The organism is Paraburkholderia sediminicola (assembly GCF_046026855.1).
Lineage (GTDB): Bacteria > Pseudomonadota > Gammaproteobacteria > Burkholderiales > Burkholderiaceae > Paraburkholderia > Paraburkholderia sediminicola_A.
The window spans coordinates 139,506-152,656 of record NZ_JAQQET010000010.1; the positions used below are offsets into that span (position 1 = coordinate 139,506).

The 13,151-nt window shown below is 62.6% G+C and carries 10 protein-coding genes; 1 reads left to right on the top strand and 9 read right to left on the bottom strand.

The features are described 5' to 3' along the window. Window positions 1–205 precede the first annotated feature (205 nt). The 8 genes from PQR40_RS13480 to PQR40_RS13515 form a co-directional block, all read right to left on the bottom strand. The gene (locus PQR40_RS13480; protein WP_408336135.1) at window positions 206–2,380 is read right to left on the bottom strand and encodes a carbohydrate-binding protein; all 2,175 of its coding nucleotides are present in this window, start codon (window positions 2,378–2,380) and stop codon (window positions 206–208) included. A gap of 389 nt (window positions 2,381–2,769) precedes the next feature. Beyond that, entirely contained in the window at window positions 2,770–2,964 is a 195-nt protein-coding gene (locus PQR40_RS13485) for a heavy-metal-associated domain-containing protein (RefSeq protein ID WP_408229388.1), read from the bottom strand. Window positions 2,965–3,196: 232 nt separating this feature from the next. Then, window positions 3,197–4,690 carry an aldehyde dehydrogenase gene (locus PQR40_RS13490; RefSeq protein WP_408392800.1) on the bottom strand — a complete coding sequence of 498 codons (1,494 nt, stop codon included), beginning with the start codon at window positions 4,688–4,690 and terminating at the stop codon, window positions 3,197–3,199. A 109-nt stretch (window positions 4,691–4,799) separates the two neighbouring features. Next, complete coding sequence (locus tag PQR40_RS13495; RefSeq protein WP_408509165.1) at window positions 4,800–6,227, bottom strand: amidase family protein; 1,428 nt, start codon at window positions 6,225–6,227, stop codon at window positions 4,800–4,802. A 1-nt stretch (window position 6,228) separates the two neighbouring features. After that, window positions 6,229–6,660, bottom strand: coding sequence for a cupin domain-containing protein (locus PQR40_RS13500; protein WP_408229397.1), 432 nt, complete (start codon window positions 6,658–6,660; stop codon window positions 6,229–6,231). Window positions 6,661–6,733: 73 nt separating this feature from the next. Continuing rightward, window positions 6,734–8,026 (bottom strand): NAD(P)/FAD-dependent oxidoreductase, encoded by a 1,293-nt coding sequence (locus PQR40_RS13505; protein WP_408509166.1) that lies wholly within the window; start codon window positions 8,024–8,026, stop codon window positions 6,734–6,736. Window positions 8,027–8,083: 57 nt separating this feature from the next. Further along, window positions 8,084–9,622 carry a DUF3138 family protein gene (locus PQR40_RS13510; RefSeq protein ID WP_408509167.1) on the bottom strand — a complete coding sequence of 513 codons (1,539 nt, stop codon included), beginning with the start codon at window positions 9,620–9,622 and terminating at the stop codon, window positions 8,084–8,086. Between the two features lie 36 nt (window positions 9,623–9,658). Next, on the bottom strand, window positions 9,659–10,780 hold the full coding sequence (locus PQR40_RS13515) for a polyamine ABC transporter substrate-binding protein (RefSeq protein WP_408336118.1): 1,122 nt from the start codon (window positions 10,778–10,780) through the stop codon (window positions 9,659–9,661). Window positions 10,781–11,075: 295 nt separating this feature from the next. Here PQR40_RS13515 and PQR40_RS13520 point away from each other — a divergent pair, with 295 nt between their 5' ends. Beyond that, entirely contained in the window at window positions 11,076–11,918 is an 843-nt protein-coding gene (locus PQR40_RS13520) for a helix-turn-helix transcriptional regulator (RefSeq protein ID WP_408509168.1), read from the top strand. Window positions 11,919–12,032: 114 nt separating this feature from the next. On the opposite strand, the gene PQR40_RS13525 is transcribed toward PQR40_RS13520, so the two are convergent. Next, entirely contained in the window at window positions 12,033–13,109 is a 1,077-nt protein-coding gene (locus PQR40_RS13525; RefSeq protein WP_408509204.1) for a porin, read from the bottom strand. Window positions 13,110–13,151: the final 42 nt, after the last annotated feature.

Sequence of the window (13,151 nt, forward strand, 5' to 3'; positions counted from 1 at the left end):
AACTGCGAAGCAACTGAAGTCTTCAGGTAATGCGCGTCACAATGGGTGGCAGCGCGAATATGCAGACCGTAACGGTCCACGCGAACTGCTGCAAACGCTATATGGCTGTCCGCTCGCGCACTGCTTCAACCTCAACGTTGCCTGCTTCCCTGGCTTGACGTTTGCGCCGCCGCTGGAGACGGCGGCGCAGGTCCTTCAACTGAAGCTACTGCGCTGCCGGCGCGCCAACGCCATCGATGTCCGGTGCCCAACCCGAAGGATTCGAGAAGATTAGCGCGTTCGCGTTGCCCGACTTGAATGTGCCCGTCACAGCGAGAGTGGAGACGGTGCCCCACCCACCGCTCGGCGGAAACGAAACAGTGACAGGCGTTGATCCATTAAAGCTGATGTCCGCGGAGCGCGGCGACGAGTCGCCATTCGCATAACCAATCAACACGGTATAGGTGCCGTCCGCGGCGACACTAATGTTGTTGATCGTCAGTGTCCCGCCGTTGCCAATATAGCCAACGTCCGAGCCGCCCGAACACCCGCTGCATGCCGAAATACGCGCGCCACCGGCGAGTACGCTGCTCGACGCTTCTGCTTCATAGGCGGCCTTGAACGGCGGTAGCGTCACCGGGCCGGCGACGACAGAGACGGTGCCAATCTCGGGCGCAGGCGCGGTGCTGTCCGCGCTCGACAGCGTCAGCGAGTTAACCCCGGTTTGCAGCGGCACGTAGACCGTTACCGTGCCAACGCGCCCTTCGCCGCCGGTCGGCGGAAATGCCACGGTGGTCGCCTGGCCGCCGTCTGTCGAAAGTTGTGCGGTCAACGTTTCGTGAGAGCGGTTCGCATAGGCAATCTCAACGTAGCCGCCAGTGCCAGTCGATGCGACGTTACCGAAGGTGACAGTGCCAAGTCCCCGAACGATCCTGCCGCCATCGCAGTCCGGGCAGTGCGTATACGATGCGCCACCGCCAAGTGAGGTCGGCTGGTAGGTCGTCGCAGCGACGTCCTGTCCGCTTACCGAGAGCATCACGGCGCCGCCCGCCGGCACCGCGGGCGCCGTATACGAAGTGGCAAACGAGCCGAGTTGCTTGCCGGCCCACAGATCACGCACGACCGCGCGCGCGTTTGGCACCAGGCCGAGTTGCTGCCACGTGACCGTCATCGGCGCGTCAGTCGTGCCGTTGTTGAACAGCACAACAGCACGCTGCCCCTGGCCGGCCAGAAGCTTCGCCCACACCTGCTGTGCGCCGGACTGTGCGACCTTTACGCCTTGTGTGCCAAGCGGGTCCTGGTCGACCGCAATGACGTCGGTGCTCGTCGTCAACCGCGTGGCATCCGCGGTCAGCGGCTTCGACAGGTCGTTGCCGAGAATCAGCGGTGCACCGGCGATCGCCCACAGGCTCATGTGCGCCTGATCGTGAACCGCCGTCATGCCCATGCCGACCACCATCATGTCGGGGTCGTTGTAGAAGCCGGTGTGCTGGGCCTCGGGGTGGTAGTTGCCAAAAAAGTTGCCGGTCACGCTGCCGAAGTTCGGCGCGCCGCTGTTCGGCCCATAGATGTCGCCCGTGGTTCTCCACATCCGGCCAACGCCGGCGGCCCACGCCCATGGTCCTTCGTTGAAGTCGGGGTACGTGCTGTTATTGCCGATGGTTCCCCAGTCGCAGATGCTGAGCGTCACGCGGTGGCCGGTCTGCACGTATGCCTTGTCGATCGCATCGGCGATGGCCGTATAGGCTTGCTGCGGATCATAGCCGGCTGCGCTGCCCCCGCAGAAGTCGACCTTCACGAAGTCGAATCCCCACTGCGCGAATTGCAGAAAGTCTTGATCGTAATGCGCGAAGCCGCTACCGACGAAATGCGTGCCGTTGGTCCGCGTGCCGCAGCCCTGCGGGCCGGCGTCGATGTAGATGCCCGCTTTCAGTCCCTTGCTGTGGATATATTGCGCAATGGCCGGCATGCCGCCCGGCCATTGCGTGTTGTCGATGACGAAGTTGCCGTTGGCGTCCCTCGTCCCTGAGGTCCACCAGCCTTCATCAGTGTTCACATACTCGTACTGCGCGCCGGATTTTATCTGCGCATTCAGTGCGGAAAGGCCATCGGCTTCGGCCTTGATCGTGTTGTAATTCACGTTCTCCGCAAGGCTGTTCCATGACGACCAGCCCATTGGCGGCGGCACCACGGCGATCTGACGCGAGCGGGGGCGGTTTTGCGGCGCCGCAGATTCGCTTTGCGCGGCAGCGGCCGCCGCGACCTGTTGACTATTCACCGAAGCGACGGCGCCGCTACCGCCCGGCGCATCGCCGCCACAACCCGACAAACCCAGCGACACACTCACGGTTAATGCGGTTAATAGCGAAATGGCACAACGTCTGTACACGAGCAGGTTCATGTCTGTCTCCTGGTTGAACGCTTGACTCTTGCGGCAGGGCTGTTTTCGGGGATGACTATATTCAGGTCTGCTCTGGAACTCCAAAATTTTTTTGTTATCCCATCAGGTGGGAATGTTTAGGGATACAGAAATCTATGCGTAAAAGATAAATCACACGCACTTGATTGATCGACACGGCGACCGGATCCTCAAAGGCATTCGTTTCGCCATGCTGACGGCAATATGGGTTGACCAGTCATGCGGCATATAGCGTGCGTCGCGACACGTATCGCTCGAATGTCTGCTGTCGAGGGCGGCACCCACCCCATCTGGGTCGCGTGCCGCCGATCGCTAGAAGATGCCTGATGTGTATGGGCCCCACTCGCCGATCAGTCGCTCGCCGCTTCGGGTCACTGCTTGTCCGGGTACCCGGCCTCGCTAAGCGCTGCGATGAAAGCGCTCTCGTCCAAGGCGCTATCGACCCGAACTTCACGCGAGGGCGGATCGGCTTCGATGCGGGCTTGCGGGTCGACGCTCAGCAGCGCCTTGGTGACAGACTTGGCGCAGCCGTCGCAGGTCATGTTTGGAATGTAGAAACGCAGCATCTTGATCTCCTGGTTGGTTACCGTGTCTGACTAAGATGGGGTTTGACAGCGTGGTAAGGTCAACCGCTTTTTAACGATTTTTTTACTTCGACTTCGATGGCGAAATGCCTGCCCCGCGTTTGGGCGAACCCGGGAAGGGATGACCATCGAAGAACGCTGACCAGCGTTTGCGCGTGCAGCGCGTCATGCGAGGAAATCAATGCTGGGACGTTCTGGATCACCTGAACACCACCTATTGCAGCCGCGCAATCGTCGACTTCAACTCCGTATATTTCTCGATCGCATGCAGAGACTTGTCGCGGCCGTTGCCCGACTGCTTGTAACCACCGAATGGGAAATTCATGTCGTCAGCCCCTTCGTTGTAGCCATTGATCCAGACTGTTCCTGCACGCAGGCGCCTCGCCACCTCGTACGCAGTCGTCAGATCGCCAGACCATACAGCGGCCGCGAGGCCGTATTCCGTGTCGTTCGCGATGCGCACCGCTTCGTCAACGTCATCGAACTCGATCACGGCCAGAACCGGTCCGAAGATTTCTTCGCGGGCAATTTGTGCATCCGGCTTGACCTCGAACACGGTCGGTTCGACATAGAAACCGCCGGTCTCCTCCCTGACGCGTGCGCCTCCCGTCACGAGCCGGCCTTCCCGGCGACCCGCGTCGATATAAGCCGTCACGCGCTCGAACTGGATACGATCGACGATGGGTCCCATCGTCACAGACGGATCGAGTGGATGACCCGGCTCATAGGCACGTGCCGCGGCAGCCACTTTCGCGACGAATGCGTCCTTGATATCCCGGTGCACGAGAAGCCGCGAGCCCGCCGTACACACCTCGCCCATGTTGAAGAAAATCGCGTCGGCGGCCGCCTTCGCTGCACGATCGAGATCGGGATAGTCTGGCAGCACGATGTTCGGTGACTTACCTCCGAGTTCGAGCCACACGCGCTTCAGGTTGGATTGCGCCGCGCATTCCATGATTTGCCTTCCGGTTCTCGTCGAACCGGTGAACGCAATGCAGTCGACATCTTGGTGTAGTGCGAGCAGCCGGCCCGGCTCAGCGCCACCCGGCACGACGTTGAATACACCGGGCGGCAGGCCTGCCTCGCGCGCCAATTGAGCGATGCGAATGGCGGTGAGCGGCGATTTTTCCGATGGTTTAAGAATCACACTGTTGCCGACAGCAAGCGCCGGGGCAAACTTCCACGCCGCCATCAGGAGCGGAAAGTTCCACGGTACCACCGCAGCGACCACACCAACGGGCTCGCGCGTCACAAGACCGACGAGATGATGGTCGGTCGGCACGAGCTCACCACCCATCTTATCGATCGCCTCGGCATACCACTCGACACAGTGCGCAGCAGCCGGTACGTCGATGGCCGTCGTGTCGCCGATCGGCTTGCCCACATCGAGCGTCTCGAGCAAAGCCAGCTCCTCGAGGTGCTCACGCATCAATGCCGCCCAGCGCAGCAGCACGGCCTTGCGATCGCGTGGATTCATGCCCGCCCATGTCTGCGTGTTGAATGCCCGCCGGGCCGACTTCACGGCCGCGTCGACATCCGCCTCGCGACAGTCGGCGACGTGGACGAGCACGCGGCCATCGATCGGACTCACACAGGCGAATGTCCTTTCGCTGTGCGCATGGCGCAGTGTGCCATCGATAAATGCACGCCCTTCGAATTTCATAAGGGCGGCTTTATTCTTCCAGTCTGAGAAATTTTTCTTATTCATCAGGATACCTATATGAATATTTATTGATCAAACACGGCGCGATCGGTACCGCCGCGCCATGCGCATCACATCTGCAACGAATGGACCGGCGCGATGCCGGCGCCTTCGCTCAACCCGCGCAACGCACCGCACCGACTGGATCGATCGGTGTGCAAGTTCCCACGCGCGCCTCGATCGCTTCGCCCGCGGCGAGGCACAGCGCCTCCTGGAAGCGACCGGCGACAAGCTGAACGCCCGTCGGCACGCCGTCGCGTATACCGGTCGGTACGGACAGCCCCGGCAGTCCGAGCAGCGCGGTCGCGAGCAGCGGACTCTGCATGTCGAGGATGCGCCGCATCGCGTCGTCGCCGCGCTGGTCCTCGTCGATTGCGAACGGCTGCGCACACGAGACTGGCATCAGCAGCAGCGGATAGCGCCCGAAGAAGCGCTGCCAGTCCCGTAACAGACCGGTGCGCCGCGCCAGACCGTTCATGTAGCCGGTCAGGTCGAGCGGTGCAGCAAGGCGGCGCTGGCTGGCAAACGCAGTCCGGATCGCGTCATCGCCATGCTGCATGATGACGCCGCCAAGCCCGCTCCGCGCTTCGTTGGTGACGAGGTCCAGCCACAACGCGCTCGCCTCGGCCATCTGCGGCGGGACGGCTTCTTCGACGATGCAACCCGCGTCCTCAAGCCAGGCCGCCGCCTGCCGGATCGCGTCGACGACCGCCGGGTCGGAACGGACACCGGGCAGTTCCGCACAGACGGCGACACGCGCAGGAAACGGCGCGCGATCGCCGACCGGCTCTACCGGCATCCACCATGCGTCGCGTGGATCGCCGCCCGCCATCGCCTCCAGCGCAATGCGCAGGTCACCAACCGTTCTCGCGAGCGGCCCCTGCACCGACGCGAGCTGGACCGCGAGCGTCCGGTCCTTCGCCTGCGTCGGGTTGTACGCGGGTACGCGGCCGGTGCTCGGCCTCAGTCCCGCGACACCGCACGCGTAGGCCGGATAGCGGATCGAGCCGCCAAGGTCGTTGCCGTGCGCGATCGCACCGATGCCGGCTGCGACCGCAGCCGCAGCCCCGCCGCTGGAACCTCCCGGCGTCAGGTGCGGATTCCACGGATTCAGCGTGCGGCCATGCAGATCATTGTCGGTGAACCAGCGATAGGAAAACGCCGGCGCGTTGCTGCGGCCGATCACGATCGCGCCGGCCTTGCGCAGGTTCGCGACCACAGGGCTGTCCTCGTCCGCGACGAGGTCCTTGAACGCGCTCACGCCGTTGGTGGTCGCGTAGCCAGCCGTATCGACGTTGATCTTGACCGTCACCGGCACGCCGTGCAGCGGGCCGACCGGCTCGCGCCGCGCGATCGCCGCGTCGGCCTGCGACGCGGCCAGCAGCGCGCTGTCGGCCAGTACGTCGACAATCGCATTGATGCCGGGATTTACATCCTCGAGTCGCTGCAGGCAGCTCTGCGTAAGTTCCGTCGACGACACGTCGCGACGCGCGACGCGCTCGACCATTTCCGCAGCGCTCAGACGCCACAAATCCTGAGTCATGTCATGCTCCTGGTTGATTCCGATGATTGACGTTGCAGGTCGAGCCGTCGCGCTGCGCATGCGACGGATCGACCTGCGGGGCATGCGACGCATAAATCTTCCTGCACGCCTCTACCACCTCCCAGGTGCCGCGAAAACCAGTGGGAATCACGAAGCGATCCCCGGCGCGCAGCACCTTTTCGTTCCCTTGCATGTCTCGCACGATCGCCACGCCACTCAACATCTCGCAGTACTCGGATTCATCGTACTCGATCGTCCAATGGCCGGGCGTGCTCTCCCAGATGCCGGAGCTGAACTGTCCACAAGGACTGATGTAGTGATGCGTGAGCGTCTGCATCGGATTGCCGCCCAGCAGCAGCCCGCGCGGCACGCGGGACTGGGTCAGCTCCGCCGGGTCCCGCATCAGGTCAACGATATTCGTGATGTCTGTCATGAATGCATCCAAGGTATGCAGTGTTCGATATGGGTCAGGTACCGTGCGGCCGAACGTGCCGGCCGGCGCCGGCTCAAAGCACGTCCATCATCCGGTGCCAGGTCATCGCGAGCATCAGCATCGGCGTGCGCAACAGGCGGCCGCCCGGGAAGTCGCGGTGCCGGATCTTGCCGAACAGGTCGAAGCGGGCGGCCTGTGCGTCGATCGCTTCCGCGATCAGCCGTCCCGCGAGCCCCGTGACGTTCACGCCGTGCCCGGAAAAACCCTGCGCGAAATACACGGTCGACTCGATGCGGCCGAAATGCGGCGCGCGATTCATCGTCGCGTCGACGAACCCGCCCCACGCGTAGTCGATCTTCACGTCCGCGAGTTGCGGAAACGTCTTCAGCATGTCTCGTCGCATCACGGCGGCGAGATCGCGCGGCGTGCGCGTCGAGCTACTCCCCTTGCCGCCCCACAGCATCCGGCGGTCCTTCGTCAGGCGGAAATAGTCGAGCGCTGCATTGCAGTCGCTGATCGCCACGTCCGTTGGCATCGTGTTGGCCGCCCTCGCGTCGCCGAGCGGCTCGGTCGCAATCAGGTAGGTCGCCACCGGCATGATCTTGCGCGCAAGCGCCGGCGCCAGCCGGCCGAGATAGGCGTTACCCGCGAGCACGACGTAGCGCGCGTCCACCAGCCCGAGCGCGCACGTCACCCGATGGCCTTGCGCGGTCTTCACGATTGCGTGCGCGCTCGTGTCCTCGTGGATCGACACCCCTGCGTCGCGCGCCGCGCGCGCCAGACCGAGTGTGTAGTTGAGCGGATGCAGATGGCCGCTGCCGGCATGGTGGAGCCCGCCCAGGTAGCGATCCGAAGCGACCACCTGGCGCATCTCGTCACGCTCGACATACCGGTACGCGCTACAACCGAAGCGCTTCTCGGCGGCTTCCCGCCAGGCACGCAGCGCGTCGACGTGACGCGGCTTGTTTGCCGCGGTCACGTAGCCCAAAGTCAGGTCACAATCGATCTGGTGCTTCGCGATCCGCTCCTTGACGATCTCGACCGACTCGAGCCCCATTGCCCAGACGCGCCGCACGTCCTCTTGCGACATGTAGGACGAGAACGTATCGATGTCACACGAATAGCCCGCGATCAGTTGGCCGCCGTTGCGTCCGCTGGCGCCCCAGCCGATCTTCGACGCCTCGAGCAGCACGACCGAGTAACCGCGCTCCGCGAGACTGAGCGCGCTGGAAAGGCCAGTGAGTCCACCGCCGATCACGCAGACGTCAGCGGATACCGACGCATTGAGCGGTGGATAACACGTCCGGTCGTTCGCGGTGGCCGCGTAATACGACGGGACGTGTGCTTGATTTTCGAACTTGAGCATGAAAAAGCCTCGCGATCGGCAGCGGCCCTGTTTCCTCAGGCCGACGCCGGCATCGCATCAAAAAGAGTAGATGAATTGCGCGGCCAGGAGGTCGTTCGACTTCGCATACGTACCGTCACTACGCAGGAACACCTGATGGCTCGCCCAATCGTGCCGGTATTCGACCTTCACTGTGACCTGCTGGGTCGGATAGAACAGCAGGTCGAGCGCGGCGTCCTGGCGTGTCGCACCCTTGCACTCAAAACCGTGGTTGCTCGAAGCCGCCAGGCAATTCACGTCGATGCCGAAGCCGTTATACGGATCCATGCCATTGCCGTTGAGGGCGATCCCGCCGCCCCCGCCGCCGCTCTTGCTGTCGACCAGCAGATCGTAGCGGGCCGTCACGCCTATCCTCCCGATCACCGGCAGCCTGAACTTCCGGTGCGCGAGCAGCGACAGGCCGTACCACTGCGCCTGGCCGCCGTTCCACGCGGCGTTCTGCTGCTGGCCGTAGTCGATTTCGGCGTTGTACTGTACGTCGGCCAGCGCGTACGTCGCATCGGCCTCGGTGAAGAAGAACGTGCCGTAGCCGTTCGACGCCTGGCCGCCCCAGCCGTAGCTAACCGAGCCTGTCGGCGGGTCGATCGCGCTCGGCAGCGTCTGCCGTCCGACCGCGAACGAGCCGCCGACGTCGAGTTGGCTGCCGCGGAAGTAGTCGACCCGCGCGGTGAACGTCGGCATGCGGTTGCTCGTCGTGATCGGGTCACCGAGCGCGTTCGTGCCGGTCTGGGTAACCGAGCCGGCGGTGCGGAACTGCTCGTTGCCGAGCAGGAATTTCCATGCCCACTGGTCACCGGTGTAGTTCACGCCGGCGCCGATCGAGCTGCCCGGATCCGAGAAGTCGTACAGCAGGTTGTGCGTGAGCGCCAGCATCTGGTTCGACTGCTGCATCTCGTAGCCGCTCAGCCCCGCCATCAGGCCGGCGACGACCGACGTGGTCTGTGTCAGCGGCACCGTCGCGATCGCGGTGTTCAGAATGTTGAGCCCGCTGTCGCCGTGTTCGTTCATCAGGTACATCCCGGCGCCGCGGTTCGGCATCAAGGTCACTTCGACGGAGGGCGCCATCGGACCACCGCCGAACGTCTTCTTGATGTCGAGGTACAGATCGCCGAACGTGCTGTTGTAGTACTGGTACGCGTTCTCGTGGTTTGCGAACTGGAACGACGACGTGCCCGCCGCACGGTTATACAGATAGGAGGGATCGATGTAGCCGGTCACCGACAGCCCCGCAATCGGGCCAGTTTGAGCAGCGTCGGTCAGCGCATCGACCTTCAGCTGCTGGCTCGCGGTCTGCTGCTTCAACTCGGCGACGTCGTCGTTGGTCAATACTGCCGGCGCCTGGCCGTAGTCCGCCGACGACGGATCGACTGCGGCCGTCCTCGCTGGCGCCTGCGCGGCGATGGGCTTCGCGGCAAGCTGCGACTGCAGCCCCCTGACCTCCTGCTGCAGCGTGGCGAGCTGCTGCTGCAGCGCCTTGATCTGATCGCCGGTCGGGCTCGCCGCGGCCAGCCCCGGCAGCACCCCGGCCACCAGCGCGCTGATTAACCTCTTCTTCATGAAACCGTCTCCTTGTTGTTGTTCGATTCGGACTCCTCAACCGCCGGACTTCAAGCGCAGCCACAGGCGGTTCTGCAAACGCGTGAGTTCGGCACTGATCGGCATCGCGAGCGACATTCTGGCAAGCACGCTGTCAGGCAGATAGACGTCCGGATCCTGCGAGATCTCCGGCTTCACGAACGGGCGCGCGGCCTTGTTCGCGGTCGGGTAGGCAATCTCGTTCGTGATTGCCGCGTTAGTCTTCGGATCCTCGATGTAGTTGATCCACTTCAACGCCGCCTCGGGATCCGGCGCATCCTTCGGGATCGCCATCGCGTCGAACCACAGCAGGCCGCCTTCCTTGGGATTCACGTAGCGGACCTCGTAGCCGTGTTTCGCCTCCGCCGAGCGCCGCCGCGCGAGGCTGACGTCACCCGACCAGCCGAGCACCACGCACACGTCGCCGTTCGCCAGATCGTCCGCATAGCCCACCGAATTGAACTGCGTGATGTACGGACGAATCGTCTTCAGCACGTCGTAGGCCGCCTGATAGTCCGCCGGGTTCCTGCTTTCCGGATCCTTGCCCATGTATTGCAGCACCGCCGCGAATGCCGCGTCCGGCGCGTCGAGCAGCGACACGCCGCAGCCCTTCAGCTTCGACACGTTCGCCGGATCGAACAGCAGCGCCCAACTGTCGGTCGGCGCGTTGTCACCAAGCCGCTTCCTGACGGCCTCAACGTTGTAGCCAACCCCCGTCGTGCCCCACGCCCACGGCACGCCGTACTGGTTGCCCGGATCGGCCTTCGCCATCATCTTCATCAGCGCCGGGTCGAGGTTCGCAAGGTTCGGGATCTTCGACTTGTCGAGCTTCTGGTAGACGCCCGCCTGGATCTGCCGCGCGAGGTAGTTGGACGTCGGCACGACGATGTCGTAGCCGGAACTGCCGGTGAGCAGCTTGGTCTGCAGCGTATCGTCGCTGTCATAGCTGTCGTAGCGCACCTTAATGCCGGTCTGCTTCTCGAAGACTGGCACCGTGTCCTTCGCGATGTACTCTGACCAGTTGTAAACGTTCAGATTGGTGTCGCCGGCCTGGACGGACTGGCTCGCCGCGAACGCGAGGCTGGCTGATGCGGCGAACACGATCCTGACGATCGGGCGGCGACGAAAACGGGCACGCATAGAAAATCTCCTGGTAGGGTGAGTCGGCCGCCCCGTTCAATGCGGATACTGCCGATAAGCAAAGTCGTTAAAGCGTCGCGAGGCAATCGTCGACGTGCAGAGAGAACGTTGGGTAACGGGTATCGGCGCGCGGTGCTGTATCGCACTGTAAAGATCGGGGTACGCATCGTCTGTCCCTGGAACAAAGGACAAGCGTCATCGCCTATGACGGCGGTTTGGGTGCATTCCCGTGTAGGCATGGGGAATTTGTCGTGGTACCAGTAGCGCCACCCAGAAACCATCGAGAGCCGAAGTGATGAACGCCGCGCCCACCTCCCCGGATCTCCAGCTCAGTCAGGTCGCGTTCGTGACCGAGACGTTGGGCGACGTCGCGCAAGCCGTCGGCGCTCCGCAGTTCATTCAGGTCGTGTATGAAAGTCTCGTGCGTTTCGTCGACTTCGACGCGGTGCATCTGGACTACGAACGTGTGTCCCCGTCCGGCCAGCGCAGCATCGGCTGGATCGGGAGTTTCGGTCGCGATCGTGAGCTCGTCGAGCAGGTGATGCGGCACTACTACCGGAGCTATGCGAGCGAGGACGCGACATACGAAGGAATCGGCGACAGGCGCGACGTGCAGTTGATCCAGATCTCCGCGCAGAAGGTTGCGAGCGAGCTCCGGCATCTGTTCTTCGACATCGGCAACATCCACGACGAATGCGTGGTCTTCGGCGTGACGAACGGCACGCGATACTCGATATCGATGGCGCGCTCACGGCGCCTGCCATCGTTTTCGCTGAAGGAGTTGAGCCTGCTGAAGCAGTTCGCGCACGTCGTGCTACCGCTGTCGGCGGTACACAAGCGACTGATCGGCGCGATCTCGCCGGACGATGGCCGCCCGGATACGTCGGACAACAACCTGCTCGCGCAGTGGCTTCCGCAGTTGCACGGCAAGCTGACGTCACGCGAAACGCACGTGTGCTCGTCGTTCATCCAGGGAATGACGACACCGGCGATCGCGCAATCGATGGGACTGAAACCCTCGACCGTCGAGACCTATGCGAAGCGGGCATTAGCGAAGCTCGGCGTCGATTCGCGGCGACAGTTGATGGCGCTCGTGCTGAAGAGCGCACCGCTAAGACATGACAGCGAGGGCGTTTAGTGGAGCCAGATGACGCGCGGCTGTCCGACGGGCTTCGTGGGTATTTTCCTCGAGAAACGGATCTGCTAAAAACCGCCACCGTCCGGTGGACTTTGATGGCGGTGCCGCTTATGCCTAGAACCGCGCGCGAATCCCCACTCCCGCAGTCTCGCCAGACGACAAACCGGCAAAATGGTCGTACATATATACGGCGTACAGGTCGGTGCGTTTGGAGAGCGGGTAGTCGTATCCGAGCGATGCAGTCTGGCGGGTCTGATTGAGTCCGCCGGAATCGCGCGAATACGCATACGACGCCAGAATCCTGCCCGTTCCGACAGCGATTGCCGCGCCGCCTTCGAACATGTTGACGTGAAAATCCTTGCTGACCACGTTGTCGTCCGTATAGGTGTATTCGCCGTATAGCTTCGCAAACGAAAACTCGTACGAAACCGCGAGCTGAGTCGCCGTCTGACTGTGAAAACCCTTCAGCAGCGAATTCAGGTCGCCCGCCGTCGAGTTAAAGTTCGCGTATTGGTAGACAGCGCCGGCGGCAAAGGGACCGTTCCGATAAGAAGCCTGCAGTGAATACTGCTTGCTGCCGTTCCCCGAGTTGCTGTCGCCGAACGCGTAGATCGCGTGACCGGTGAATCCGTGCAGATCGGGAGTGGCGTACTGGACCGCATTGCTCCAGGCGGTCCCGCCGACAATCCCCTGATCTGTCTTGTACGCCGGATAAGTGCCAAGGCCTGCATACATCTGGGCGATGGTCGGCGAGAACGTGAAAGAAGCGTAAAACGGATTGAACTGGCATGCCTGCAAATACAGCAGACTGCTCTGGCGTCCAAGCGTGACAGTGCCGGCGGGTGTCGTGAGACCGACATAGGCGTTACGTGAGAAAAACGGATCGCCGTTGAAGGAGCCGTACGCGCCATTCTGAGGACGGAAAAATCCCTCGATAGCAAAGATCGTCTTGTAGCCGCCACCCAGGTCCTCCTGACCACCGAAGCCCCAGAACGAAGTAGACAGACCACCGCCGCCTTCCTGCCAGCTAGCAGCTTTGCCGGGATATTTCTGGACGCCGACCCATGTATCGACGATGCCATACAGCTGCACGCTCGATTGCGCGTATGAATGAGCGCCTACCACCATAAAGACGATTATCGCAGCAATGCGGCAGATCCTTTTCAGCAAAACAGTGCAAGCACTTTCTATAAGCATAGTATTACCTCTTTCGCTCTTTTAAATGACGAATGG

Coding starts and splice junctions, on each gene's coding strand:
- PQR40_RS13480 (WP_408336135.1), bottom strand. CDS start 2,380: ATGAACCTGCTCGTGTACAGACGTTGTGCCATTTCGCTATTAACCGCA.
- PQR40_RS13485 (WP_408229388.1), bottom strand. CDS start 2,964: ATGCTGCGTTTCTACATTCCAAACATGACCTGCGACGGCTGCGCCAAG.
- PQR40_RS13490 (WP_408392800.1), bottom strand. CDS start 4,690: ATGAATAAGAAAAATTTCTCAGACTGGAAGAATAAAGCCGCCCTTATG.
- PQR40_RS13495 (WP_408509165.1), bottom strand. CDS start 6,227: ATGACTCAGGATTTGTGGCGTCTGAGCGCTGCGGAAATGGTCGAGCGC.
- PQR40_RS13500 (WP_408229397.1), bottom strand. CDS start 6,660: ATGACAGACATCACGAATATCGTTGACCTGATGCGGGACCCGGCGGAG.
- PQR40_RS13505 (WP_408509166.1), bottom strand. CDS start 8,026: ATGCTCAAGTTCGAAAATCAAGCACACGTCCCGTCGTATTACGCGGCC.
- PQR40_RS13510 (WP_408509167.1), bottom strand. CDS start 9,622: ATGAAGAAGAGGTTAATCAGCGCGCTGGTGGCCGGGGTGCTGCCGGGG.
- PQR40_RS13515 (WP_408336118.1), bottom strand. CDS start 10,780: ATGCGTGCCCGTTTTCGTCGCCGCCCGATCGTCAGGATCGTGTTCGCC.
- PQR40_RS13520 (WP_408509168.1), top strand. CDS start 11,076: ATGAACGCCGCGCCCACCTCCCCGGATCTCCAGCTCAGTCAGGTCGCG.